Here is a 26,690-nt window from a genome sequence, read left to right as displayed (position 1 = left end):
TAAACGGCTAGCAAGACTAAACCGTTCTTGTGAATCACGTCCTATTTTGGATAACCGGTACTATTTTGGGTAGCCTGTGATGGTACGAATAGATTTATATAACGGCTGCAGTTGTTTATACATTTTCAAATATACTTGCTTATATAGCGCATCATACGTTTTGACGACTTCTGGTTGTGGCTGAAACACAGTGTTTACTCGGGTCATCGCAGTAATAGCTTGATCAAAATCAGCATAAATCCCCAATCCAACCGCAGTGACAATTGCCGCGCCCAAACCTGATGTTTCAAAAGTATGCGGCCGCTCTGCAGGCATATTAAAAATGTTTGCGGTTAACTGCATGGCGACATCACTTTGCGAGCCGCCACCGGATACCCGCAGTGTGGTTATCTTGACCTTGTTACGCTTGCTGATACGTTCTTTGCCTTCCCGTAATGCGTACGCTAAGCCTTCTAATATCGCCCGATAGATATGCGTACGCGTATGCACATCCCCGAAACCAATAATACCGCCTTTGGCTTCAGGTCCTGGATCGCGCGCGCCCGGTGTCCAATAAGGCTGTAGCATTAGTCCCATAGATCCCGGTGGGATCTCGGCCACTAAACGATCGAATAAAACTTCAGGAGCGATCCCCTCGGCATCAGCAATATGCTGTTCACGTAAGCCAAATTCTTTTTTAAACCAACTGATTAACCAAAAGCCGCGATAAATCATGATCTCAGATGAATAGTGACGCGGTATTGCCGAGGGAAAAGGCGGTAAGTGCGGCGTCGCTTCGACATATTTATCTGTGGTGATATTGATGGTCGCTGTGGTGCCATAACTTAAACAAGCGATATGCGGGCGATTACCGCCAGAACCAATGATCTCGCAGGCTTTATCTGAGGCCGAAGCGATAACCGGTAAACCTGTCGGAATACCGGTATGGCTTGCGGCTTCTTCGCTAACATGACCTACAAGCTCACCGGGTTCGATGAGCTTAGGTAGCATGCCCGGATCAATCGCTAGCATATCCCAGCGCCAATCCGACTTTTTTAACCAAGCCAATTTTTTATAATCAAATGGAATATAACCGACTTGGCTACCGATGGAATCAACAATATTGTCGGTGAATTTATAATTTAAAAAACCAGACAGCAACAGATACTTGGAGGTATCACGCCAAATATCAGGCTGGTTTTGGCGGATCCAAATTGCTTGTGACTTTTCTTGGAAACGTTGAATAATGTCCTCGACGCGGGCGATTTTAAATAACCAGTTCCAAGGCCATTGAATATTTTCTTGCTGGGCGTGGCGTTGATCTAACCAGATGATCGCCGGACGTAATGCCTTGCCTTCATTGTCGAGGTTGATCACTGTGCCTCGCTGGGTGGTGATCGACATGCCGACGATATCGTGTTTACTGACCTCTGGGTATTGGGCAAGATCTTGCCAGAGTAAGTCGCAGGCTTGTTTTACTGCTAACCAATAATAATCAGGATCCTGTTCCGCCCATCCCGGTTGCGCCGAGAAGTATGGGCTGATCACTTGTTGCCCTTTGGCGATCAAATTGCCTTGGCAATCAAACAACAATGCACGCACACTTTGCGTGCCATTATCAATACTGAGCAAATAACCCTGCTGCGGTGCTGATGTTAGTGGTCGACTATCCATGTAAATTATCTCCGACTGGGTTAGCTGGCAACGGGGGTCGCTGGGCTATCGTTATTTTTGACCACGCTATCACTGTTGTTTACAGAAGCTTTGCTATGTTTCGGTAAAGCATCTTTTGGTAAACGACTCTTTGGTAAACTATAGTAGCGTTGGATCATTGTTTGATAGCGTTCAACCTCTTGTTGCCATTGGCTATCATTCCAGTGTAATGCGGTTTGGCAAAGTGGCTGTAATTGCGTGAATAGCTGCTCGCCACCTTTCGGTAATAATAACCCCAGACGACTGCGACGTAATAATAGATCATCAAGGTGAACCACCATTTCGTGCTGCAACACCCATTTTAGTTCCGCAAGTGAAGTATTGGTATGAGCTATGGGCTTGAATTCATGGCTAGCGGCATGCTTGATTAAGTCAGGGTAATGTTGACCGTAGCAGCTTTGTAATCGTTGGAGTTGTGATTGACTTAAGAAACTACCGTCATGAATATCATCGACATGTTTGAACAAACGTTGATTGCGTAATGCCGTAAGATCAATAGGGGGCAAATAACCTTGCGCCGCTGTTAATACGTCCAGCGCAATTAATCTGAAGGTGGTGAGTTTACCGCCCGCGACACTGATCAAGCCTTGCTCATCCCATATCGAATGCTCGCGTTTTTCATTCGACGGTTTGGTGTTTCTGACGTTGTCACTGACGACCGGACGGATCCCTGCATAAGTCGATATCACATCGGCTTCGCTGATATTGGCTTGCGGAAACTGTTTGTTGATCCCGCTAAGTAGATAGTCCACTTCGCTTTGGCTAATGCAAGGCTGCTGAGCTAAGTCCTCATCATGATCAAGATCTGTGGTGCCAATCACAGAGCTATTTTCCCAAGGAAAAACAAAGATAGGGCGTTTATCATTCGGATGGAAGTAGCTGACGGCATAGGCTAGCGGTAACCGCCAACTCGGCACGATCAAGTGACTACCACGCAAAGGTCGTATGGCTTTTTTGGCTTGCAACTGCTGGCGTAGTTTATCGGTCCAAGGCCCTGTCGCATTGACGACTACTTTTGCGGTCAAGCTAAATGTTTGTCCAGATACTTGGTCTGCGACGCGAATCCCAGTGACTTGATCGGAGGTTTTAATCAGCTGTTCAGCGCTAAGATAATTCATAACTGTGCCACCAAGATCCTGTGCTTCTTGTAATACCCGCATTACCAACCTTGCATCATCAGTAACCGCATCGGCAAACTGCGTGGCACCTTGGAGCTTGCTTTGCTCAATCCCCGGGGCATGAAAATTGCCAATACCGTTATTAATATAACGGTGATTACGTTTACCACCAATCCAGTCGTAAATACTCAATAAACTATTAAATACTAATGGACCAGGGAATTGGTACTTATAATGACCCATCAAAAATTGCAGTGGTGTGACTAAACCGGGTAACTCGTTAAGCAGCTTTTGTCTTTCTGTCACTGCATCTTTGGTCATATTATATTGACCACTACCGAGATAACGCAGTCCACCGTGGACCATTTTTGATGATTTGCTTGATGCACCCCAGGCAAAGTCCTGCTGTTCGACTAATAAGACTTTCAATCCGGCTTGGCTGGCGGTTAACAAGATACCGGCACCGGTAATACCGCCGCCAATGACGATCATATCCCATTCTGTACTATCACTATGTTGTTGAATTTTTTCTAACTGCTGCGCTCGACTCAAACTTGTTAATGGCTGACACATACAAGAACCCTTTTAGCTTATTTGTTGTTCTTGAACTGGCGTTTCGTTCAAGCTGATTGCTTGCGTTTGTTCTGACACTTGTTCTGACATTGGTGCTGAGGCCGATGTTGATGCAATCAGGCAATGTGGGTTCATGATTTGTAGTGGATCAAAGGTATCGCACAACGACTGGATTGCGCGGATCGTTAATTCGCCTTTCTCTCTGATTAAGTAAGGCTGGTGATCTTTACCGACACCGTGCTGATGACTGATCGTACCTTGATTATTGACGATGATCTCTGAGGTACTGTGTTTTAGTTTGGCCCATTGCGCTAATGTTTGCTGATAGTTGTCACCAGCTTTGAATATGTAGGTGGTGTAAATACTAGAGCCTTGTTGGTAAAAATGAGATAGGTGGGTGAATACATGTAATTGTGGTGTGCCAGCACTCGGGTCTTGGGTTAATACCGTGCGTAAGTTAGTTTCTATTTTGGTTAATAGGTTATCGACATTATGCCAGTCGGTTGCTGTTTCTAGGGTATCGACGACATAACCTTTCTGCCATAAGGCTTCGCGGAAGTAGGGCATGGTAAAGCGTTTCTCCGCCCATTTATTGCCCATGAAGGAACCTGTATATAAACCTTGATGTGCTTTGGTTATTTTCTTTAATTGCTTTAACGCACTGCGGCATTGAAATTTTGTACCCGTTAAACCAAAGGTCATCATGCACTTGCCTTCTTTGGTGCCAAATAGCGCGAGGGCTTTCTCCAGTAAGGCTATCTGTTTTTCATGTCCAGCTAAGGCGAGTTGAGTTTCGGTTTCAATCGCATTGCTTAACCGTAGCATCGATAGTTGAATGTCAGACTGGACTAAGGTTTTGGCGGCTTGCTTGGCTTGCTGCCAACTGGGGAAAAACGTCACGTAAAAATTTTCTTGCGCAGCGAGCTTACGCACTCGTACTTTGACTGTTGATAAAATACCAATACGGCCTTCAGAACCCATTAATAGCGCTTTAATATCGGGGCCTGCAGCAGAAGCAGGGAAGGTCGGTATATCTAAGCGGCCCACTGGGGTGATGACCTCACCCCCGGCAAATAATTCTTCGATACGACCATAACGCAAAGACTGCTGACCGCTAGAACGGGTGACAACCCAGCCGCCGATGGTGGAAAGCTCGAAGGACTGCGGGAAATGACCTAAGGTATAACCTTGCGCCCGTAATTGCGCTTCCACTTGTGGTCCCGGCGTGCCTGCGCCAAACGTCGCTATTTGGCTATCAGTATCAAGTTCCATCAACCGATTCATACGGCCCATATCGACGGTTAAAATGGCTTGTTCTGAGGCAAACGGATTGATATGCCCTGCAACACTGGTGCCACCGCCGTAGGGGATAACCAGAATATGCTGTTGCTGACAAAAATCCATAATAGCGACTAAGTCATAGCTGCTTTCTGGGAATGCCACACCATCGGGGAAATATTCAAAATCACCACTGCGCATGGCTAACCAGTCCGGTAAGCTTTGACCGCGAGCATGACGAATACGCACTTCAGGATCCCGATTAAATAATGGATGATGCGGTAATCTTGATGCGGGTACTTGTGCTATTACATCAGCAAGTTGAGCATCAACAAGCGGTATTGTAGTACCTACTTTTGCTAATAAAAAAGCATCTGCACTGCTCGGTAAATCTAATTTATTGGCTTCATCGCCCCAACCATTCCAACGTTTCATGATCTTAATTCCTTTGTCATATTTAGGTATAACATCAGTTTAAGAGCAAGGTCAGTTGATAGCATTGTCGTATTAAGCCAACATAAGTATCAAATTAGGACTAACTCACAATACCTCAGGATAAAGCTGGTTATACTTATTCATACGTATTGGATAAAGGATGATTCAGTTATGGTGGGGCTAGGTTCGGTATCAGTGCCAGTGGTGAAACAGTATTTACGTTATGTTGAAACATTGGATATTGATGTACCAGCATTATTACTGGGTAGTAACATATCAGCAGCGACGTTGACGCAAGAAAATGAACGCATTAGTGGCGAACAATTACAGGCCTTTTTAGCCAGCCTCATAATTGCTACTGACGATCTCTTGTTTGGTTTAAAAAGTGGTGCCTTTGTTGAACCTGGCTCGTACAGTGTGCTGGGTTATATCACCATGACATGTGCAACGCTGGAGCAAGCGCTCGAACGTATCCAACCTTATGAAAAACTGGTGGGTGATATGGGCGTGACGTCCATTAATTATCAACCACAACGATTAGCTATAAATTGGCATTGTGCTTATACCTTTGAAGATGTGCGCGAGCAGATGGTGGATAACGTCTTTGCTTCTTGGCTAGCTTATGCACGCTGGTTGTCAGGGCAAGACCTCGGGCCGCTGGAAGTGCATTTACAACGTGCAGAACCGACGCTAGAACTACGCCAACATTATCAACAGGTCTTCAATTGTCCAGTACTCTTTTCTCAGCCAAGTAACAGCCTTATTTTACCGCGTGAGTATCTCAATATACCGTTAAGACAGCCAGATCATAGCTTATTACAAACACTTGAGTTACATGCCGCTGGGCAAGTGTCAGCGCTTGGTGACGCGCATAGTTTTAGTATTCAAGTCAAAGATATTATCCGCATCTTATTAGCCAAGGGTATAACCCGTAAAGATATGGTCGCTGGGCAGCTAAATATGAGTGAAAGGACGTTACAGCGGAAACTGCAGCAAGAGCAAACCAGTTATCAAAAACTGCTGGATGAGGCGCGGTTATTACTGGCTCAGCAATATCTAACGGACACATTATTACCAGTCGATGATATAGCCATGCAGTTAGGTTTTAGTGAAACGCGTTCTTTTTTTCGCAGTTTTAAGGGCTGGACGGGACAAACTCCGAGTGTTTATAGAGAGTGTGCAGAGAATCGAGTTCACAGAAATTAGTCTAAACACATGATTTATCATACTCAGCTCTTTCATTTTGCGAGTATGCGGACTAAAATTTGGCTCAAATAATAAAGTTAAACCCTATACTGCTTCACAGCAGGATGCAATTAGTGAGTATATGATGAAAAAAATTACAACAATGATCGTAGCGTTAACATGTCTAGTGCCTTCTTTAGCTATGGCTGCTGGTGGCGATGCTGCTGCTGGTAAAGCAAAAGCAGCTGTATGTGCAGCTTGTCATGGCGCAGCTGGTATTTCAGCTATTCCTATGTACCCAAACCTAGCGGGTCAAAAAGAAATGTATTTAGTAAATGCATTAAAAGCGTATAAAACAGGTCAACGTACTGGTGGTATGGCACCTGTGATGTCTGGCCAAGCGATGGCATTGTCTGATGCTGACATTAACAACGTAGCGGCATACTTCTCAAGCTTGAAATAATAGCCGTGAGTCGCTAAGTCTAATTAGTGTCTATGCCAGTCAATAGTAAAGCCTCGTGATGAGGCTTTTTTATTAACCAATAAATCGTCAAAACCTTCCTGCAACTAAATTATTCCTACTTCTCAGGTTATTTCATTTCCCCTACAGGGATATTTTTAGGATAATGGTTAATCACACTAAATTTAGTGAGCGCTAGCATGGCCGACAAACGTCAAAACCAGTTTCAAAATCAGTTTTCAAAAGATAAAAATAGAAAAGACAGTGCCGTAGATGCACTGAAAGTGCCGCCGCATTCGTTCGAGGCTGAGCAATCAGTTTTAGGTGGCTTATTCATTGATAATGAAGCCTGGGACCGTGTAACCGAATTTATTGTGGCTAAAGATTTTTATAGTCGCCCACATCAACTTATCTTCGAAGCAATGGCTAAGCTGGTGGATCAACATATTCCACTGGATATTATTACCGTTTCCGAATGGTTAGATAACGAAGAACTGCTTGATGATGCAGGTGGCTTTGCGTATCTGGGTGATATTACCAAAAATACCCCAAGTGCGTCGAACATTACCGCTTACGCCAACATTGTGCGTGAACGTGCTGTGGTCCGTGAACTTATTGCGGTTGCTAGCGATATCAGTGAATCAGGTTACGATCCACAAGGGCGTAAAAGTACTGATCTACTGGATTTAGCTGAAAGTAAAGTATTCCAAATTGCAGAATCAAGACAGAGCGAAGGCCAAGGCCCGAAAAATCTCGAAAGCGTACTGCAAGAAACAGTTGATAAAATTGAAGAACTTTACCAAACCCCACATGACGGTGTTACCGGCGTAGCCTCTGGTTATGGTGATCTTGACGGCATGACAACCGGCTTTCAACCGTCGGATTTGATTATTGTGGCTGCACGTCCGTCAATGGGCAAGACGACTTTCGCGATGAACTTGTGTGAGCACGCGGCATTGAATGAAGACAAACCTGCGGTTATTTTCTCGCTGGAGATGCCTGCAGAACAGATCATGATGCGTATGCTCGCGTCACTCGGTAAAATTAACCAAACCAAAGTACGTACCGGCCAGTTAGATGATGATGATTGGGCGCGTTTATCTGCGACCATGAAGAGCATGCTGGAGCAGGGTAAAATGTACATAGATGATAGCTCTGGTTTGACACCTACCGAGGTTCGCTCGCGTTCACGCCGTATTGCCCGTGATCATGGTGGTATCAGTATGATCATGATTGACTACCTGCAATTGATGCGCGTACCAGCATTAAGTGAAAACAGAACCTTGGAGATTGCCGAAATTTCCCGTTCATTGAAGTCTCTTGCCAAGGAACTTAAATGTCCTGTAATTGCCTTATCTCAGTTGAACCGCTCGTTGGAGCAACGTGCTGATAAGCGCCCTGTTAACTCGGATCTGCGTGAATCAGGCTCTATTGAGCAGGATGCCGATTTAATTATGTTTATTTATCGTGATGAAGTTTATAACGATGATTCACCAGATAAAGGCACCGCCGAAATCATTATTGGTAAACAACGTAACGGCCCGATTGGTAAAGTAAGATTGACCTTTAACGGTGAATTCTCGCGTTTTGATAACTTTACTGGCCCTGCATATGATGATGATTATTAAGGAATAGCTATGCGTTCAGCAACGGCTGAAATATGCTTGCAGTCATTGCAGCATAACGTTAAACAGATAAAAAATATCGCCCCAAACAGTAAAATAATGGCCGTTGTAAAAGCGAATGCTTATGGCCATGGTCTACTTGCAGTCGCAAGGGCGCTTACAGCGGTTGATGCATTTGCAGTGGCGCGTGTCGAAGAAGCGTTAATGCTGCGCAGTGGCGGGATTGTAAAACCGATCTTGTTACTGGAAGGCTTTTTTTCGACAGATGAATTACCTATCTTGGTGGCGAATAACATCCAAACATCGGTACATATCGAGCAACAGCTTGCTGAACTCGAAGAAGCCGATTTAGATGCGCCAATTCATGTATGGTTGAAAATGGATACGGGCATGCATCGTTTGGGCATACGTCCGGATAACTGTAAGCGTGCGATTGAGCGCTTGAAGAACAATAGCAATGTGGTGCAACCTGCACGGTTGATGACGCATTTCAGCTGCGCTGATGAAGCGGACCCAAGTATCACCCAACGCCAAATCGATTTATTTGATGAATTAGTGGCTGGTGAAGAGGGTGAACATTCGATTGCTAATTCTGCCGGTGTGTTAGCGTGGCCGGCGGCGCGTCGAGAATGGATCCGCCCAGGCATCATGCTGTATGGCGTATCACCGATGATCGGTGCAACTGCTGTTGAGCATAACCTCAAGCCAGTGATGACATTAACTACTGACTTGATTGCCGTACATGATATTAAACAAGGTGAGACTACCGGTTATGGTGGTATTTGGAGTGCACCTGAAGATACGCGACTAGGCGTTGTTGCTGTTGGTTATGGTGATGGTTATCCACGTATGGCACCCGAAGGTACACCAGTGTTAATTAATGGTCGTATTGTACCGATTGTGGGCCGGGTATCTATGGATATGCTGACAGTGGACTTAGGTGCTGATTGCCAAGATCAAGTCGGTGATAAAGTGATTATGTGGGGCGCGGGCTTGCCAGCAGAATTGGTGGCAGAGCACATAGGTACCATCGCATATGAACTAGTAACTAAGCTTACGCAACGGGTTACGCTTAAATATTTATAAAAATCAGTTAACTGTAATGCCGATGTCATTATTTTATAAATCAACTAAAGTTAAGTTATATCAAGCCATTATATGCGTAAATAACATCTGCTCATGAATATTAATGCAATGAACGAAAGAATACCTGTATTTATTATCTGCATTTTGTGAATTAATTAGGCTATCATGGTCTAGAGTTGTAACTCTATATACTCAATTTGGGCTATAACAGGATCGATAATAGTAAATTATTGTTTTATTTCGTCGATATTCAGCAATAAGTGTAAATTTGATTGATGTGACTAAGGGTTATTATTAAGCTTGGTTTATCTCACTTTTTATAATTTAATTTGTGCAACAATTATGAGGGCATATGACAGAAAATAACACGACGCAAAGAAACCTTCCTAGACAGGAAAGGAGTCTTGAAAGAGTAAAGCAAATAATTGACTCTGCGGCAGCTTTGTTTGATGAGATTGGTATTGCTAATGCGACGCCTTCTGATATTGCCAAAGCATCGGGTTTAACCAGAACATCGCTTTACCGTTATTTTCCAAATAAAGCATCAATAATTCGCGCATTAGCAGAACGTCACCTAGAAGCGCTGCAATTACGCTTTTCAGCAGTGCCAAGTGATTTACCGCTGGAAGCACGTATTGAGTTAATTATCGAAGTATACGCTGAATTCTACCGTAAAGAACCGGGTTACATGGCGGTTTGGTCTGGTGTTGACTCGCTGCCGGAATTGAAAAGCATAGATCAGTCGGCACTGGATTTTCATTCTGCGGTAATTCAAAAACAGATGGCTAACATTGTCTCTGATGAAATCAGTCGCGAGCAAATCAAAATGATCTCGGTTATCTTACCGCGTACCGTCGGTTCTATTTTACGTTTAGCAGTTCAAGAACCTGAATTAGCGGATAAATACGTACGCGAAGCAAAAGTCTTAGCGACGGTATACTTGACTCATTATGCTCACCTTACTGCTGAAAGTTAACACCCCAGAATCATCACAGAATAAATACGCAGTGCTGCATATTAGCACTGCACGTCCTCTCCCTCGATTAGCAATGGATGCTGACGCTTAAATAATGGAACTGTGACATGCCTATCTCTTATGTTGAACCTGTATTTCGTCCGCCGAGTGAATGGCGCTCACTAATATTACAAGTCGCCAACGGTTGTTCTTACAATAAGTGCAGTTTTTGCGATATGTATACCCAACCACAGAAAAAATTTCGTGCTAAAAAGATAGCCGATATCGAAGCTGAAATTTTAAGTGTTGTGGCCAGTGGTCAAAAGCACCAGCGGGTTTTTCTTGCGGATGGTGATGCCATGACATTACCGTTTAAACGCTTAAAAGAGATCTTGCTGCTGATCCGTAAACACATGCCCGATGTACAAAGAGTCAGTGCCTATTGCCTGCCTCGCAACATTAAGGGTAAATCACTAGCAGAGCTTTATGAGTTATGTAATTTAGGGCTAGGTATCGTCTATGTAGGTTGTGAAAGCGGTGATGATGAAGTATTAGCGCTCGTTGAGAAAGGCGAAACCTACGATTCGCAACTCGATGCGTTATATAAACTTAAAGGCGCAGGTATTAAAACCTCAGTGATGATCTTAAATGGTCTGGGTGGTACTGAGTTTACTCAGCAGCATGCATTAAACTCGGCACGCTTGATGAATGAAGCACAACCGGATTATTTGTCTACTTTAGTGGTGTCTTTCCCGTTAGGACAAGCTAAATTCTCGAAGAATTTTGAGAATGGTTTCCAATTGCCTGACCAACAGGGATTATTTTTGGAAATGCAGATGCTGTTAGAAAATTTAGAATTAAACAATACCGTATTCAGGTCTGACCATGCTTCTAACTATTTGTCTTTGAAAGGCACGTTAGGGCAAGATAAAGCGCAGTTATTAGCGCAAGTGCGCAGTGCAATTGAAGCCCCGGAACAAAGTCATCTACGTAAAGAATGGCAACGCGGATTGTAATTTCAGGATCACTGTAAGCTTGATAATAACCACATTAAGCGCTGTCATTATCACAGTGCTTAATAAAAACCAGTTACACAAGATGACAATAAGAAAGTGCGGTGCTATGGTTATATTTCAATAATTTATATCTTATGATTACCAAATCAATGATAGTTTAAACCTATCAAAATGATTGAGTAAAGCAATTGGTTTAAGATTATATTTAATGTAAAAATTATGCCGTAAATAAGCAAATATTTAATTAATTTAGGAGATTAAAATGGTTTTAGTAGGACGTCAAGCACCTGACTTTACAGCTGCAGCAGTACTAGGTAACGGCGAAATCGTTGATAGCTTTAACTTCACTGAATTCACTAAAGGTAAATCAGCAGTTTTATTTTTCTACCCTCTTGATTTCACATTTGTTTGCCCATCAGAGCTAATCGCTTTTGATCACCGTCTTGAAGAATTCCAAAAGCGCGGCGTTGAAGTAATCGGTGTTTCAATTGATTCACAATTCAGCCACAACGCATGGCGTAACACTGCTATCGAAGATGGCGGTATCGGTCCAGTTAAATACCCACTAGTAGCTGACGTTAAGCACGAAATCTGTAAAGCATACGACGTTGAACATCCAGAAGCTGGTGTTGCTTTCCGTGGTTCTTTCCTAATCGACACTAACGGTGTTGTTCGTCACCAAGTTGTTAACGACCTTCCATTAGGCCGTAACATCGACGAAATGCTACGTATGGTTGATGCACTAAACTTCCACGAGAAAAACGGTGAAGTTTGTCCTGCACAATGGGAAGCTGGCAAAGAAGGTATGGACGCATCTCCAGAAGGCGTTGCTAAATACCTAACTAAAAATGCTAAAGACCTTTAATTAATACTTAACTTGTTGAGTAAAAATTAAGTCTTAATAAAAAAGCCAATCTCATTGAGATTGGCTTTTTAGTATCTGCTGTTTGCACATTTATTTGTTATTGCTTAGCTAGTGCTTAACTATCAAAACAGATTTCAATCGAGGCATTGCCGAACGCACTCGTCAGCGGCAGTAATAATTTAGGCCCCTTAGATTTATGCGTCACAGTATGGCCCTTGCCTGATACCACAATCGGTGTCGACATATCAAATTCAAAACCCTTGTCAGCTAGAATTCGCTTGGCACCACCAGTGACCATATTGGTGATCTCACCAACCATATCAATGACTTCAGCATCAATTTTAGCGGGTTTTTCACCAAGCATGTTATTCATGATTGCTAATGCGAGTGACTCATCAAATGTCAGTGCGAACGAGCCTTTAGCTTGGGTTGACATCATTCCCATGATACCGGAAATATCACCTTTGGCTTTATCATCTTTTTTTAGTCTTGGCTTACCCGGTGTTAACTCAAGTTGAGCCATGGTATTTAATACGTTTAATAAAGACGTAATAAATGGATTAATAAACTCTACACGCATAGTTTGTTGTTCCTGAAATTTAATTATTCACGACAATCAGCACAGATACCGTGCGCTTCAACTGTCTTAGTCGTAATTGCAAAACCGTGTTCATCGGCAAGTGATTGTAGCAACTCTTCTATTTCGGCATTGTGTAATTCAATAACCCCACCACAACTTTTACATAGAAGCAGCTGTGAGGGATGCTTTTCACCAAAATGAGGACATAAAATAAAGGCATTGCTTGATTCTATTTTATGGATAAAACCTTCTTCTAGTAGAAAATCGAGGCCACGATATACTGTCGGCGGTTTGGCGTTGGGTTCTAATTGCTGTAGCTGAGCAAGCAGATCATAAGCGCTGATCATGGCGTTGTGCTGTGCCATTAACAAAAAAATTTGCTGCCTAATAGGAGTGAAGCGAACCGCACGTGTAATACAAAGTTGCTGCGCTCTGTAGAGTAAATTGTTCGCTGATTCAGTCATAGGGCTCATCAAGTCGCTGCGAAAGGATAATGCTAACACATTAGGGGCGCTTTTCTAATTATAATAGCCTACAAATAGCGACGTAATTGACTTTTATAGTGGTTTTTAGTGTATTTGCTTGGCTTATCTCTGGTGGTTATAATCAATTATAAGTATTTTTATGTTTGGGCTGTATATCAATAAGTAATGTATGGTTATTTTATTTTTAAATCCAATTTAGTCAGGCGAGTTTGGAAAAGGGCTCGCTCATTACACTCTCCTTCTGCACGTCATCGACAAGCGTTTATTTGAACAAGATCTTTATTTTTGAAACTATGTGACGCAGGGTGTATGATCGCCCCCTTGCTTTTAGCCGACTGTAGTACCAGTTGGCAAGCAACCTAATGAAATTTAGCGCTACTGCGCATCCAGATAAGAGATATTAAAGCAATGACCAAGTCAGTTATTACCAGTGTTCATGCCCCTGGGCGTTTTTCTATTGCCCCAATGTTAGATTGGACAGACCGTCATTGCCGTTACTTCCACCGCTTGTTAACCAAGAATACTTTACTGTATACCGAAATGGTGACCACGGGAGCGATCATTCATGGGCGCGGTGATTACCTTGCTTATAACCATGAAGAGCATCCTGTGTCGTTACAGCTTGGCGGTAGTAATCCTGTGGACTTAGCACAAAGCGCGAAGCTAGCACAAGAACGTGGCTATGATGAAATTAACCTGAATGTGGGTTGCCCATCAGATCGGGTGCAAAGTGGTAAGTTTGGTGCTTGTTTAATGGCGGAACCAACGCTGGTGGCGGACTGTGTTAAAGCCATGCAAGACGTAGTTGATATTCCTGTGACAGTGAAAACCCGTATTGGTATTGATGAACAAGACTCATATGAATTTTTACACACGTTTATTGAGACTGTTGCTGCAACGGGTTGTAATGACTTTACCTTACATGCACGTAAAGCTTGGTTAAGTGGTTTAAGCCCGAAAGAGAACCGTGAGATCCCTGAACTTAATTATCAACGAGTTTATGATATTAAACAGGATTTCCCTGAACTCTTCATTGGCATTAATGGTGGTGTTAAAACATTAGCTGAAACGCAATTACACTTAGGCCATGTTGACGGTGTAATGATGGGGCGCGAAGCGTATCATAACCCTTTTTTACTGAGCCAAATTGATGAGCTAGTTTACGGTGCAGAAAAATCGACGCTAAGCCGTCATGATTATGCCGAGCTAATGTTGCCGTATATTGACAATCATATTCGTAATGGCGGTAGCTTAACGCATATTTATCGTCATATGCTGGGCCTATTTCTTGGCTTGCCAGGCGCAAGAGCGTGGAAACGTCACCTCAGTGAGCAAGGACATAAAAAAGGTGCAGGTGTTGAGGTTGTGCAAGCAGCATTGCTATTAGTTCCTAAAGACTAAAAAGTTATAGTGCCTAAATGCTAAGGTATTAATTTAACAGTTAAAAACAATGAAGTTTATTATAATTTATATAATAAGCTTTTTTTTTGTATGATTTTTAAGGACTGGGTAGTTATTAACTACTGAGGCTCGTTTGGGATAATTTATTCAGGTAGTATGAATAGTCTAATATTAACGATTAGATAACATCTAATATACAAAAAACGGTCATGATTTTAATTTTCAGGCCGATAAGTTATTAGAGACTTTGAGGATATTGTCCGATCTATAAGTTAGATCAAAGGGACTGAATTGGTATTGTCATTATATCAAACTAACTTACAAACGCTACAGAGGTATTAAATGGGACTCTCCACCCAACTAAAAATCAAGCATAAGATCGGTATTCTTTCGGCGGTTGTTGTCGTCAGTTTCTTAATTTATCTGTTCGCCAATATTCTCGTGGTGAAAGAAAATAAAGAACGTTTATCACAACTGTCTGCAATTTATTATCCAGTACTTGAAGCGGCCACGATCAGTAACAGTAAAATTTCCGAGATAACCCAAGCAATTGAAACATCAGTAACTATTGGCGATGAAGATATGCTACTCAGTGCTGATGAAGTGTATGCCGACCTCATTATCCAATTAGACTTAATTAATTCTATTCACCCGGATAAACGTAGCGAGCTATTGTTAATTAAAAGTGAAGCCAAAGAATATTATAACTCCGCAAAATATTTAGCTAATGGATTGATTAGTGGCACTATATCTATGGATAACCTGTCTAATCTGGCAGAAAAAAATAGCCTTAACTTAGAAAAATTATTGACTGACCTTGGTCAATTTAAAGAAGACAGTCAAGCTGACTTCACAGCCTTGATTGAAACCTCATTAGCGAGCTCTGATGAGAGTCGTAATCGCGGTGTGATGTTAGGTGTCGGGGTGATCATTTTAGTGTTGGCGGTGTGTTATTGGCTGACAGTATCGATCACCGGCAGTATTCGTAAAGTATCTGATTCTTTAAAAGCGATCGCGCAAGGCGATGGTGACTTAACAATACGTATTGATTACGCCAATAAAGATGAAGTGGGTGAGTTGGTACATTGGTTTAATCTGTTCTTGGATAAACTGCATGGCAGCATCAGCGAAACCATTAATTCAATCGATTCGTTATCACAAGCATCGACGCAATTAGCGACATCAAGTTGCACGTCTAAATCCCGAATTCAAGAGCAAAGTCAGTCGATTGATCAGGTATCTCGCTCGATGAATGAGATGTTTGATACTGTCAGACATATTGCTGATTATGCATCTAATGCCTCGGCAGAAGCGAGCAGTGCAAACAACGAAGCGGAGACTGGAACCGTGGTTGTGAAAAAGACCATCGAGGCCATACACGAACTGGCTGATGAAGTAAAAACTGCATCAAAAGTGATCGACGAATTAGACTCTCACACTAGTAATGTCGGGCTGATCCTCGACACTATCCGCAGCATCGCCGATCAAACCAATCTGTTAGCATTAAATGCAGCTATTGAAGCGGCGCGTGCGGGTGAACAAGGACGAGGTTTTGCTGTCGTTGCTGACGAAGTTCGGACTTTAGCATCTCGCACACAAGACTCAACTCAAGAAATCCAACAAGTATTGGAAGAATTGCAACGTGCTTCACGAGGAGCTGTGGAAGCGATGCAACGTGGGATGAGTAAAGCGGATATGGGCGTAGAACAGTCATCTAGTGCTGGCGATTCTCTGACAAGTATTTCGGTTAAAGTTGAGGCCATCAACGTAGTTAATGAGCAAATTGCATCCGCTACGGAAGAGCAGGCACAAACGTCAAAACTGATAAATGGTTATATCGATGAAACGCATTCGATTGCAACGCAAGTATCTCAAGATACCGAAGTGCTGGACGAGATCACCCAAGCAATTGAAGCTGCCACGCAAAAATTAAGGCAAGCAACAAATCAATTTAGTGTGTAATAAGTAACGACAATTTGATTGCCAGATGAAAGCTCTAAGAAGACGTTTTGTGAGCAAGCAAATTATTATGAAGCAGACCTTGATGCTTCAGTGAAAGTGGGATTTAAGCCTTAATCACTGAGCGAATGATAGATTTGAATGATACCGAGCACTAGGCTCGGTATTTTTTTAACTGCGATTTATAGATAAATACTTAACAGAGTAACTAGAGTGATAACTCTAACCATAAATTAAGATATAAATCCTTATTGAAATGGAGTAGGTTTATAGCGTTTTAGGTATTTACAATGATGCGAACATGTTAATTTATATGTGCATAGGTGAAAAGTTCAATTTAACCAGTCACATATTCATAACAAGTTGTTGTAATGTGATCTGCATCTCTAAAATAAATCCGTAAGCATGAATAATATCGTCATACTAAGTTGTTATATTTTAAAGTGAATTTAAACCTTGTATGACCAGTGCTAAATCAACGCCAAATGGACTAAGTGTTTTAAAATAAGGAGATTTTAGATGAAAAAAGCGTTTATATTGCTACCGTTAGCTGCTGCCTGTGCATCACAATTTGTGATGGCAGACACGACTGATTCGCAGCGTCTTGCTCAACTTGAGCAAGAATTAGCAATTTTACAAGAAGCGATCTCGTATGACTCGTTGTCTGATCGGATGTCTATTAATGGTTTCTTCACTGGTAAAGTCGGTGTAGCTAGTAACGATGCTGGATACAATGGATATGATAAAGAGGCTGATTTCTCTGAAGGTAGTAAGCTTGGTATTCAAGGTTCGTTTGCACTAACAGAGCAAACAAAAATTGTTGCTCAGCTTGTTGCTCGTGGTAGTGATGATTGGTCTACCGAAATGGAATGGGCATTCTTAAGCCATGATTTTGATAATGGTTTTGTTACTCGTATCGGTCGTTTGCGTGTGCCGCTGTACATGTATTCAGATTATCTAGAAGTGGGTTACGCACAACCTTGGGCTTCACCACCAAGTGAACTTTATAGTATTGTGCCACTGTCATCGTTTGATGGTGTTGATGTTATTTATGACTTTGAGTTAGGCGAGGTAGCTGTAGCCCTACAAGCAAGTTATGGTCACGCTGATCGTGATACAGGTGAAACGCTTGGCGAAGTGGACTACGAAGATATTCTCGGTGCTTCAGCATCATTTTCTTATGAAGAGTGGGTTTTCCGCACGACTTATTACCAAACTACACTTAATACAACAACACCTGGCCAGCTGGGACAATTCTTTGACAATGAACAAAGTTATTTTGCTGGTGTTGGTCTGAGTTATGATAATGGCTCATTACTTGCTATCTCAGAGTTTGCTGTTTCTGATGTTGAAGGTCAGTATTCAGATACTCAATCTGGTTATATTACCCTCGGTTACCGTATTAGTGATTTCACTCCCTATGTGACTTATGCTTTCCTTGAAACAACGGATGATAGTGAGCGAGTTAACCCTGCTGATGGCCTGCAAAAAGCTTTATTTGATTGGCAGCGTACAGCTTACAGCGTTGGTACTCGTTATGATATTAGCTCAAACTTAGCACTAAAAGCGGATGTGACGTACGCCACTGACTTTGGTGATACCTCTGGTGGCCTGACTTCAAATATTGTTGCTAAGAACGATGACACTATTGTTTACACCGTATCATTTGATGCAGTATTTTAAGGATAACTTTGATGAAACTATTAGCTAAAGTTGCCTTAATAGCAGCATTAATCTCAGGTGTCGCACAAGCAAGTGTTGTCGTGATTGCTAACCCTATGGGCCCTGATGCATTATCGAAAAAACAAGTATCTAAATTATATTTAGGTAAATCTAAAAAACTACCTAATGGTGCTAAAGCCCAAGTAATTGAGCAGGCGACAGGTAGTGCGATCCGTGGTGAATTTCATGATGGTGTGACAGGTAAAAGTGACTCTCAGCTACAAGCTTATTGGTCACGTTTAGTGTTTACCGGTAAAGGTAAACCACCAAAGACAATTGGCTCAGCGTCACTGATTAAAAGCCAAGTCGCGTCACATGCGAACGCGATTGCTTATATTGACTCGTCAGAAGTTGATGACTCGGTAAAAGTGGTATTCACGCCTTAATTTTCTAAGGTGTGTTTAAAGCCTAAGTGTTAGGTTTTACATCAATTTATACTATAAAAACCTCCGCTCAATACGGAGGTTTTTTTATTTAACTCGCCTTATGGACCAGTGTAGATTGCGGCTGTAATGTTGGTTTCACTAACACATAGTCCATTATCTTTCTGACCATAGGTGCTGCGTGTCTACCCCAACCGCCATTTTCTAGTACCGCGGTCACTAATACTTTCGGTGACTTAAGTGGTGCAAAAGCAGTAAACAAAGCATGATCTCGCAAACGCTCGGTTAATTCCTCGGCATTATAATCTTCACCATGAGCGAGACCAAATACCTGACTGGTGCCTGATTTTCCCGCGGCAACATAGGCAGTATGACTAAACGCTTTGCGACCAGTACCTGTTACCAGTACACGTCGCATGCCTTCCTGGACAATATTCCATGTTTCAGGCTTTACGCTGTCAAGTTTAGCAAAATCGTTAAAGACGATATCTGTATTCACATCATTTTCAATAATACTGCTAACGATATGCGGTCTATGTACTAAGCCTTTATTGGCAACAACAGATGTCGCTTTGGCTATTTGTAGTGGTGTTGCCGTCCAATACCCTTGTCCTATGCCAATCGGGATGGTATCGCCTTGATACCAAGATTGCTTGTAATGAGCCCGTTTCCACTCTCTAGTTGGCATGTTAGCGCGACTATCTTCATTAATATCCACGCCCGATGGCAGGCCATAACCAAATTTATTCATCCAGGCTGATAATCGGTCAATGCCCATGTCATAGGCGATAGGGTAAAAGTAGGTATTCACCGATTTTTCTATCGCTTTATAAATATCAACTTCGCCAAAACCCCAGCGCACATCATCACGCCATTTACGGGTCTTAGTATTAGGGATCCGCCACCAACCTGAATCATTTCTTTTGGTATCGGGGGTGATGACGCCTTCAGCTAATGCTGCCGCAGCAATCATAGGTTTAGCTGTCGAACCCGGTGAGTAAGTGCCTAAGGTAACGCGGTTGAATAAAGGTCGGTCAGGATCTGCTAACAGCGCTTTATATTCTGTAGATGAAATACCATGAACAAATAAATTGGGGTCATAACTTGGGCTTGATACCATGGCTAGAATTGAATCATCTCTCGGGTCTAATACTACTAAGGCGCCACGTTTATGCTTAAGCACTGATTTCCCAGTTACAGGGTCAATTTTTTTCTGGGTAAGTAATTTGTTGGCATATACCTGCAGATTAATATCGATATTCAATTTCAGATTTTTGCCTGGGATTGGTGCGACAGTCTCCAATGTCCTAATTACTCGACCTTGGTTGTTTACTTCTACTGTCGCAAAGCCGGCTTGGCCGTGCAGTGTCTCTTCATAAGAGCGTTCAATTCCCAATTTGCCGATGGTTCTCGTCGCTCTATACTGTTTATATTTATGTTGTTGCTTTAATCGTTTGATATCACGATCATTAATTTTTGCGACATAGCCTAATATGTGAGTTAAATTTTCTCTATACGGATAATAGCGCTCAAGAAAAGCATCCACAAAGACGCCTGGAAACTGGTACTTATGCACGCTAAACATAGCGACTTGTTGTTCTGTTAATTGGTCAACCAGCGTTACTGATTTAAAGTGTCTGGTATGCTGCATGGACTGTTTAAAGTCGCTAATATCGTCATCACTCAGGCCAAATAAGCTTTGTAATTTAGTTAAGGTAAGCGCTATATCAGCTATTTTTTCAGGAATGATCTCAAGCGAATAAATAGGTACATTTTTCGCTAATAGTATGCCATTACGATCATAAATGAGTCCTCTATTCGGCGGGATTGGCACAATTCGAATGCGATTATTATTCGCGCGGCCCACATATTTATTATAACCAGATACCTGCAAATGATATAAATTTGCTAATAAAACACCTGTCATGAGTACGATCATAAACACAGACGCGGCGGTCCTACGGGAAAAAAGCGCGAACGCTTCTTCAGGGTTTTGGATTGGAACGCGTTTTTTTATCACAGTAGTTTTTATCAAAATAGTTCTTAACCTAATACATAATGCAACACACCAAATGATTAACCTTAGTGTGTGGATAATTTGAAAAAAAATCAATATTAGCATGAGACAAAATTGTTTTCGTTAAGTGCCGTCATAGCTATGAAAGAGTGATAATAATACCATTTAAGTCATTCTATCGCGTTATCTGGCCCTATGTTTGAGGTATAATTTAATGGCATGAATATTAAAACCAGAGTATTCTTCATACATCATAACTAAAGAGATTAACCTAGTGGATTTGGATTTTGAAAAAGAATTTGCCGAGCTGAAAGTTGAAGCCGAAGAGATTATTGATAACTTATTAGAAGATGGCAGTGATCCTGATGCTGTATATTCTATTGAACATCACTTTGCTGGGGATGATTTTGCACAGTTAGAAAAAGCCGCTATCGCTGCATTTAAACTGGGCTATGATGTCTCTGATCCAGAAGAAGTTGAGCTTGAAGACGGCGAGATTGTATTCGCATTCGACTGTGTTGTTGAAACGGAACTGGATATCGATACCATCACCCGTGATATCGAAAAACTACTTAAAATGTCTATCGAACAAGATGTTACTTATGACGGTTGGGGCACTTTCTTCGAAGAAGATGCGTCATAATACCTGTAAAGGCATCGCTGTTTTTGTTGGTTGTTGATAAGTAATATTATTGTGTGTGGTGTTATGTTGTTTATACCACAGATAAAATTTGTCGCTCGGCAACGGGCGGCTAAATAAATACCCCTGAAATTGATCACATTGCTGTGCTTGTAACCACTGCATTTGTGATTCTTCCTCGACGCCTTCTGCCGTTACGGTAATATTTAATTCTCTTGCTAAGCTGATCACCGAGCGAGTTATGGCGGTTGTGGTTTTGTCTAATTCAAGTTCATCGACAAATGATTTATCAATCTTGAGTTTATGCGCAGGCATATTTTTTAAATAAGATAATGAGCAATAACCGGTACCAAAATCATCGATAGACAAGCGTACACCGAGCTCAATTAATTCCTCTAACATATGTTCTGCAGTTTGGTTTGACTCCATTAATGCACTCTCTGTCACTTCTATTTCCAGTCGGTGTGCAGGGATATCATAGTATTCAATGTAATGTTTTATTTTACTGATAAGCAGTGGATCATTAAATTGGATCGGGGATAAGTTTACCGCCATGAAAATATCGATATCGAGTGCTCGCCATTGCGCCAGTTGTTGGCAAGCTTTTTCTAATACCACTTCACCGAGTTGGCCTATTAAGTTATTTTTTTCGGCCAGTTCGATGAATTTAATTGGCATGATTAGGCCTTGTTCAGGGTGATGCCAACGCGCAAGCGCTTCTACCCCGAGTACTGCGTTGCTGTTAGCATCGACGACCGGTTGGTAATATAAGTCGATGGCTTTGTTATTGATAGCCTGTTTTAAATCATCGATGAGGCGTTTCTCTGCTTCGGCATTGGCTTCTAATTGTGGATCAAACAAGGTGTAACTTTGTTCTTTGTGTTTACGTGAGCGTAATAGCGCCTGCTCACTGCAGGTGAGTAACTGGTTGGTATTCTGTACTGTATCGGGATAGTTAGCTGCGCCGATACATATAGCTAGATCAATGACGTGGCCTTGGATCGCAATTTGTATATTGAGTCTGTCTATTAATTTATTACACAGATAATTTAGCTGATTTGGAGAGCTTACTTGATCGGTTAAAATGGCAAATCTATCCCCCTGTATTCGCGCTAAATGAGCTGAGTTAGGAACCATTTTCTTGATCATTTCACCTACATAAACCAGCACCTTATCACCGATTTCTGTACCGTATTGGCTGTTTAATTTCCCTAGCTTCTTAATATCAATGAGGATCATGCCCCAATCGTGTTGTTGATTGATATTTTCAAGTTCTTGCAGAAATGTGGGGCGGTTTAATTGCTGGGTTAATTGATCGTGCTTGGTTAACGTGGCAATTTTTTCTAAGCTATTCAGGCGTTCTTTAATATCGCGAGAGATGCTGACAGTACCGACTAATTGGTTATTTTGAATGACAGGATGTTTGTGAACATCAACATAGACTTGGCGGCCTGCTAACTCAAATTCCATTTTGTAATTAGCACTTTTGTTATTCGATTTTAATTGGCTATCATAGTCAACACTGACTTTTGCTGTCGATTCTGGCAGTAGTTGTTCAACTGTTTTACCGATGACATCGGCTTTTTTCTTTCTCGCTAACTTGAGTGCGGCACGATTACATTCAACGATACGGCCTTGCATGTCTTTGTAAATGACAAAGTCGGGAAGGGCATCAAAAATAGAGTTAAGTAAGGCGGTTTTTTCTTGTAATTTTTGTTCTGAGCGAAACTTACTGGATACATCAACGGCAATACCGAGCAAACCGATGATACTGCCTTTATGATTGTGCAGTGGAATTTTGGTGATTTCAAACTGTCCTTGCCCATAAATAGTTTCCATATGCATGGTTTTGGCAATGACAGTGCGACCGTGGATTAGCGCTTCTTGATCGGTTTGATAGAGCTCTTCACTAGGCAGCTTCTTGTCTTTTAATGCAGGTTTAAGTTGAATATCAGTTTTACCAATAATGAATTGTTCTGATGGTAAATCAAATAATGATAAACAATGTTTATTACAGCCAAGATATTGGCCGTGGATGTCTTTCCAAAATATGCCAATCGGCAAATGCTGAATTGCATTAATTAATATATGATTCAGAGAACCCGTGCTACCCATAACCTATCACTCCATTCCTTGGTGTTGACATCTATAGCTAAGCTATTGGTGTTTTTATAACTACAACTTAATATTATAACAAATACTTTACATCTTAAGTGTTGGGATGGGAATGTTTTACCGGATATAGATGGGTGATTTGTGATGTCTATGGCGTCTTTATTAGAAACGACAAACAAAAAAAGGGGAGAGCTGATTAATCAGCTCTCCCCTTTTAGGTAAGTACTATTTTAACGACTAGATCGATTCAATTCGTGCTTTTTGTGCTTCGAATTTAGCAATGGTAGTTTCAAACTCAGCCAGTTTTTCACGTTCTTTGGCGATAACTGCTTCTGGTGCTTTACCAACAAATTTTTCGTTATTTAGCTTACCAGATACACGGTCTAAGTCTTTTTGGACTTTTTCCATTTGCTTGTTGATACGGGCAATTTCAGCATCTTTGTCGATGAGGCCAGCCATTGGAATTAAGATTTCCATGCCGCCTAACAATGATGTTGCTGAGATAGGCGCTTCTTCATTGTCGCTAAGGATAGTGATAGCTTCTAATTTTGCTAGCGAGCTAAGGAACTGTTGATTTTCGTCTAGACGACGTTGCTCTTCAGGACCTACATTTTTCAGCAAGATTGAGATTGGTTTGCTTGGACTGATGTCCATTTCACCACGAATGTTACGGATAGCAATAATGAATTTCTTCACCCACTCTAGATCTTGCATTGATTGCGCATCAACTTTGTCTGCATCAAACTCAGGGAATGCCTGTAGCATGATAGTTGCGCCTTCAGTGTGCTTACCAGCAAGTGGTGCAACACGCTGCCAGATCTCTTCAGTGATGAATGGCATGATAGGGTGCATCAAACGTTGTAACTCTTCTAAGATCGTTACTAGGGTATGACGTGTACCACGTAGTTGTGCTTCAGTGCCATTAGCAAATACTGGCTTAGTTAATTCTAAGTACCAATCGCAGAACTGGTTCCATGTGAATTCGTAAGCGATGTTTGCTGCAAGATCAAGACGGTAAGTATCAACTGCTTCACGGTAAGTTTTGATTGTTTCTTGGAATTGACCTTGGATCCAACGATCAGCAAGGCTGAATTCCATATCGCCGCCATCTTGGCCACAATCATGTTCTTCTGTGTTCATTAATACGTAACGGCTTGCGTTCCATAGTTTGTTACAGAAGTTACGGTAACCATCAAGACGTTTCATGTCCCAGTTAATGTCACGACCAGTCGATGCCATTGCGGCTAATGTGAAACGTAGTGCGTCAGTACCGTGTGCTTCAATGCCGCCTTCGAATTCTTTACGCGTTGCTTTTTCAATTTTCTTAGCAAGTTGTGGCTGCATCATGTTACCAGTACGTTTTTGTACTAGTGACTCAAGGTCGATACCGTCGATCATGTCTAGTGGATCAAGTACGTTACCTTTTGATTTTGACATTTTATCGCCAGCTTCATCACGTACTAAACCAGTTACATAAACTGTTTTGAATGGTACTTGTGGCTTGCCGTTTTCATCTTTGATGAAGTGCATGGTCATCATGATCATACGGGCAACCCAGAAGAAGATGATGTCGAAACCTGTTACCAGTACATCACTTGGGTGGAACACTTTAAGATCTTGAGTTTGCTGTGGCCAGCCTTGCGTTGAGAATGTCCAAAGCGCAGATGAGAACCAAGTATCAAGTACGTCGTTGTCTTGACGTAATTCAACTTCAGGACCAAAATCGTTTTCTGCACGCACTTCAGCTTCATCACGACCAACGAATACATTACCTTCGTTATCGTACCAAGCTGGAATACGATGACCCCACCAAAGTTGACGTGAGATACACCAATCTTGTACGTCGTTCATCCACGAGAAATACATGTTTTCGTACTGTTTTGGCACGAACTGAATTTCGCCGTCTTTTACTGCGTCAGACGCTACTTTCGCCATTGGACCAACACTTACATACCATTGGTCTGTTAGTAGTGGCTCAATCACAACACCACTACGATCGCCGTAAGGTACTTGTAGTGTATGCGGCTCAATTTTTTCGAGTAGGCCAAGTTCTTCAAACTTAGCTACGATAGCTTTACGGGCAGCAAAACGTTCCATACCTTGGTATTCAGCAGGGATAACGAATGTTAGTTCGGTGTTTTCTGTGCCGTCTGAGTTGATGATTTCCGCTTCTTCACGGATATCTGCGTTTTCAGTTAGGATGTTGAACATCACTAAGTTATTACGCTTACCAACTTCGTAATCGTTAAAGTCATGGGCAGGTGTAATTTTTACACAACCCGTGCCTTTTTCCATATCAGCGTAATCATCAGCAACAATCTTGATGCGACGACCAACGATAGGCAGAATGATGTCTTTACCAACAAGCGCTGCATAGCGTTCGTCTTTCGGATGTACTGCAACCGCAGAGTCACCTAACATAGTTTCTGGACGGGTAGTTGCTACAACGATGTAGTCTTTACCGTCTGTCGTAGTTGCGCCATCTGCTAGTGGGTAGCGGAAGTACCACATGCTGCCTTGTTTTTCTTTGCTCTCAACTTCAAGATCAGAAATGGCAGTGTGGAATTTTGGATCCCAGTTTACCAGGCGCTTGCCACGGTAAATCAGGTCTTCTTTAAATAAACGTACGAATACTTCTTTTACAGCTTCAGACAGACCGTCATCCATTGTAAAGCGTTCACGATCCCAATCTACCGATGTGCCTAAACGACGCATTTGACGCGTGATAGTACCGCCTGATTCGTTTTTCCAATCCCAGATCTTGTCGATAAACGCATCACGGCCATAATCGTGGCGTGTTTTGTTTTCTTCAGCAGCAATCTTACGCTCTACAACCATTTGCGTTGCGATACCAGCGTGATCGGTACCCACTTGCCATAATGTATTTAGACCTTGCATACGCTTGTAACGTGTTAGCGCATCCATGATCGTTTGTTGGAAGGCATGACCCATGTGTAGGCTACCAGTGACATTTGGCGGTGGGATCATGATGCTGTATGCATCTTTAGTTAGATCGCCGTTTGGCTTGAAGTAACCTTGCTCTTCCCAGTTCTGGTAAAGCGCTTGCTCAATGGCTTGGGGATTGTATAATTTTTCCATA

At 42.1% G+C, this 26,690-nt stretch carries 20 protein-coding genes; 12 read left to right on the top strand and 8 right to left on the bottom strand.

Features of this window, described 5'->3' with window-relative positions; all coding sequences use genetic code 11:
* Positions 1-60: 60 nt before the first annotated feature.
* From CXF93_RS19440 to CXF93_RS19430, 3 genes are read right to left on the bottom strand one after another with little or no spacing between them, the layout of a single operon-like run.
* Entirely contained in the window at positions 61-1,653 is a 1,593-nt protein-coding gene (locus tag CXF93_RS19440) for an FGGY-family carbohydrate kinase (protein WP_101064163.1), read from the bottom strand.
* 20 nt (positions 1,654-1,673) lie between these two features.
* A complete protein-coding gene (locus tag CXF93_RS19435) occupies positions 1,674-3,383 on the bottom strand; it encodes a glycerol-3-phosphate dehydrogenase/oxidase (protein ID WP_101064162.1) in 1,710 nt (569 codons plus the stop codon).
* 12 nt (positions 3,384-3,395) lie between these two features.
* Positions 3,396-5,096 (bottom strand): FAD-binding oxidoreductase, encoded by a 1,701-nt coding sequence (locus tag CXF93_RS19430; protein WP_232784270.1) that lies wholly within the window; start codon positions 5,094-5,096, stop codon positions 3,396-3,398.
* Between the two features lie 171 nt (positions 5,097-5,267).
* Between CXF93_RS19430 and CXF93_RS19425 the strand changes: the two genes are divergently transcribed.
* From CXF93_RS19425 to CXF93_RS19395, 7 genes are all read left to right on the top strand, one after another.
* Positions 5,268-6,302: an AraC family transcriptional regulator gene (locus tag CXF93_RS19425; RefSeq protein WP_101064161.1), complete on the top strand. Its 1,035-nt coding sequence runs from the start codon at positions 5,268-5,270 to the stop codon at positions 6,300-6,302.
* Between the two features lie 124 nt (positions 6,303-6,426).
* Positions 6,427-6,744, top strand: coding sequence for a cytochrome c (locus CXF93_RS19420; protein WP_101064356.1), 318 nt, complete (start codon positions 6,427-6,429; stop codon positions 6,742-6,744).
* Between the two features lie 197 nt (positions 6,745-6,941).
* Positions 6,942-8,369 carry a replicative DNA helicase gene (gene dnaB, locus CXF93_RS19415; protein WP_198551713.1) on the top strand — a complete coding sequence of 476 codons (1,428 nt, stop codon included), beginning with the start codon at positions 6,942-6,944 and terminating at the stop codon, positions 8,367-8,369.
* Between the two features lie 9 nt (positions 8,370-8,378).
* Positions 8,379-9,452: an alanine racemase gene (gene alr / locus CXF93_RS19410; protein ID WP_101064160.1), complete on the top strand. Its 1,074-nt coding sequence runs from the start codon at positions 8,379-8,381 to the stop codon at positions 9,450-9,452.
* 352 nt (positions 9,453-9,804) lie between these two features.
* On the top strand, positions 9,805-10,428 hold the full coding sequence (locus CXF93_RS19405; RefSeq protein WP_101064159.1) for a TetR/AcrR family transcriptional regulator: 624 nt from the start codon (positions 9,805-9,807) through the stop codon (positions 10,426-10,428).
* Between the two features lie 107 nt (positions 10,429-10,535).
* Positions 10,536-11,423: a radical SAM protein gene (locus CXF93_RS19400; protein WP_101064158.1), complete on the top strand. Its 888-nt coding sequence runs from the start codon at positions 10,536-10,538 to the stop codon at positions 11,421-11,423.
* 262 nt (positions 11,424-11,685) lie between these two features.
* Positions 11,686-12,288, top strand: coding sequence for a peroxiredoxin C (locus tag CXF93_RS19395; protein ID WP_101064157.1), 603 nt, complete (start codon positions 11,686-11,688; stop codon positions 12,286-12,288).
* 115 nt (positions 12,289-12,403) lie between these two features.
* Here CXF93_RS19395 and CXF93_RS19390 read toward each other — a convergent pair whose 3' ends face one another.
* Positions 12,404-12,868: a chemotaxis protein CheX gene (locus tag CXF93_RS19390; RefSeq protein ID WP_101064156.1), complete on the bottom strand. Its 465-nt coding sequence runs from the start codon at positions 12,866-12,868 to the stop codon at positions 12,404-12,406.
* A 23-nt stretch (positions 12,869-12,891) separates the two neighbouring features.
* Positions 12,892-13,332, bottom strand: a complete 441-nt coding sequence (gene zur / locus CXF93_RS19385) for a zinc uptake transcriptional repressor Zur (RefSeq protein WP_198551712.1) — start codon at positions 13,330-13,332, stop codon at positions 12,892-12,894.
* Between the two features lie 429 nt (positions 13,333-13,761).
* Here zur and dusA point away from each other — a divergent pair, with 429 nt between their 5' ends.
* The 4 genes from dusA to CXF93_RS19365 all read left to right on the top strand — a co-directional run bounded on the left by dusA (position 13,762) and on the right by CXF93_RS19365 (position 18,821).
* Positions 13,762-14,754 (top strand): tRNA dihydrouridine(20/20a) synthase DusA, encoded by a 993-nt coding sequence (gene dusA, locus CXF93_RS19380; protein WP_101064154.1) that lies wholly within the window; start codon positions 13,762-13,764, stop codon positions 14,752-14,754.
* Positions 14,755-15,096: 342 nt separating this feature from the next.
* Positions 15,097-16,716: a methyl-accepting chemotaxis protein gene (locus CXF93_RS19375; protein WP_101064153.1), complete on the top strand. Its 1,620-nt coding sequence runs from the start codon at positions 15,097-15,099 to the stop codon at positions 16,714-16,716.
* A 516-nt stretch (positions 16,717-17,232) separates the two neighbouring features.
* Entirely contained in the window at positions 17,233-18,396 is a 1,164-nt protein-coding gene (locus CXF93_RS19370; RefSeq protein ID WP_101064152.1) for a hypothetical protein, read from the top strand.
* A gap of 11 nt (positions 18,397-18,407) precedes the next feature.
* Positions 18,408-18,821, top strand: a complete 414-nt coding sequence (locus CXF93_RS19365) for a phosphate ABC transporter substrate-binding protein (protein WP_101064151.1) — start codon at positions 18,408-18,410, stop codon at positions 18,819-18,821.
* 88 nt (positions 18,822-18,909) lie between these two features.
* Here the strand turns inward: CXF93_RS19365 and mrdA are convergent, their stop codons facing one another.
* The gene (gene mrdA / locus CXF93_RS19360; protein WP_232784269.1) at positions 18,910-20,853 is read right to left on the bottom strand and encodes a penicillin-binding protein 2; all 1,944 of its coding nucleotides are present in this window, start codon (positions 20,851-20,853) and stop codon (positions 18,910-18,912) included.
* Between the two features lie 262 nt (positions 20,854-21,115).
* Between mrdA and rraB the strand changes: the two genes are divergently transcribed.
* Positions 21,116-21,478 carry a ribonuclease E inhibitor RraB gene (gene rraB / locus CXF93_RS19355; RefSeq protein ID WP_101064354.1) on the top strand — a complete coding sequence of 121 codons (363 nt, stop codon included), beginning with the start codon at positions 21,116-21,118 and terminating at the stop codon, positions 21,476-21,478.
* Here the strand turns inward: rraB and CXF93_RS19350 are convergent.
* The gene (locus CXF93_RS19350) at positions 21,473-23,590 is read right to left on the bottom strand and encodes a bifunctional diguanylate cyclase/phosphodiesterase (protein WP_101064149.1); all 2,118 of its coding nucleotides are present in this window, start codon (positions 23,588-23,590) and stop codon (positions 21,473-21,475) included. The genes rraB and CXF93_RS19350 overlap by 6 nt on opposite strands.
* 237 nt (positions 23,591-23,827) lie before the next feature.
* Positions 23,828-26,689, bottom strand: coding sequence for a valine--tRNA ligase (locus CXF93_RS19345; RefSeq protein ID WP_101064148.1), 2,862 nt, complete (start codon positions 26,687-26,689; stop codon positions 23,828-23,830).
* Between the last annotated feature and the right edge of the window lies 1 nt (position 26,690).

It is taken from the genome of Moritella sp. Urea-trap-13 (assembly GCF_002836355.1).
GTDB lineage: Bacteria > Pseudomonadota > Gammaproteobacteria > Enterobacterales > Moritellaceae > Moritella.
Note: the sequence above shows the minus strand (reverse complement) of the source record. Positions and strands in the feature narration are given on the sequence as shown.

Excerpts from the sequence above, each read along its gene's own strand:
- CXF93_RS19435 (WP_101064162.1), bottom strand. The coding sequence starts at position 3,383 with ATGTGTCAGCCATTAACAAGTTTGAGTCGAGCGCAGCAGTTAGAAAAA.
- CXF93_RS19375 (WP_101064153.1), top strand. The coding sequence starts at position 15,097 with ATGGGACTCTCCACCCAACTAAAAATCAAGCATAAGATCGGTATTCTT.
- CXF93_RS19440 (WP_101064163.1), bottom strand. The coding sequence starts at position 1,653 with ATGGATAGTCGACCACTAACATCAGCACCGCAGCAGGGTTATTTGCTC.
- dnaB (WP_198551713.1), top strand. The coding sequence starts at position 6,942 with ATGGCCGACAAACGTCAAAACCAGTTTCAAAATCAGTTTTCAAAAGAT.
- CXF93_RS19350 (WP_101064149.1), bottom strand. The coding sequence starts at position 23,590 with ATGGGTAGCACGGGTTCTCTGAATCATATATTAATTAATGCAATTCAG.
- zur (WP_198551712.1), bottom strand. The coding sequence starts at position 13,332 with ATGACTGAATCAGCGAACAATTTACTCTACAGAGCGCAGCAACTTTGT.
- CXF93_RS19390 (WP_101064156.1), bottom strand. The coding sequence starts at position 12,868 with ATGCGTGTAGAGTTTATTAATCCATTTATTACGTCTTTATTAAACGTA.
- dusA (WP_101064154.1), top strand. The coding sequence starts at position 13,762 with ATGACCAAGTCAGTTATTACCAGTGTTCATGCCCCTGGGCGTTTTTCT.
- CXF93_RS19400 (WP_101064158.1), top strand. The coding sequence starts at position 10,536 with ATGCCTATCTCTTATGTTGAACCTGTATTTCGTCCGCCGAGTGAATGG.
- CXF93_RS19430 (WP_232784270.1), bottom strand. The coding sequence starts at position 5,096 with ATGAAACGTTGGAATGGTTGGGGCGATGAAGCCAATAAATTAGATTTA.
- CXF93_RS19345 (WP_101064148.1), bottom strand. The coding sequence starts at position 26,689 with ATGGAAAAATTATACAATCCCCAAGCCATTGAGCAAGCGCTTTACCAG.
- CXF93_RS19395 (WP_101064157.1), top strand. The coding sequence starts at position 11,686 with ATGGTTTTAGTAGGACGTCAAGCACCTGACTTTACAGCTGCAGCAGTA.
- CXF93_RS19420 (WP_101064356.1), top strand. The coding sequence starts at position 6,427 with ATGAAAAAAATTACAACAATGATCGTAGCGTTAACATGTCTAGTGCCT.
- CXF93_RS19370 (WP_101064152.1), top strand. The coding sequence starts at position 17,233 with ATGAAAAAAGCGTTTATATTGCTACCGTTAGCTGCTGCCTGTGCATCA.
- CXF93_RS19425 (WP_101064161.1), top strand. The coding sequence starts at position 5,268 with ATGGTGGGGCTAGGTTCGGTATCAGTGCCAGTGGTGAAACAGTATTTA.
- CXF93_RS19365 (WP_101064151.1), top strand. The coding sequence starts at position 18,408 with ATGAAACTATTAGCTAAAGTTGCCTTAATAGCAGCATTAATCTCAGGT.
- CXF93_RS19405 (WP_101064159.1), top strand. The coding sequence starts at position 9,805 with ATGACAGAAAATAACACGACGCAAAGAAACCTTCCTAGACAGGAAAGG.
- alr (WP_101064160.1), top strand. The coding sequence starts at position 8,379 with ATGCGTTCAGCAACGGCTGAAATATGCTTGCAGTCATTGCAGCATAAC.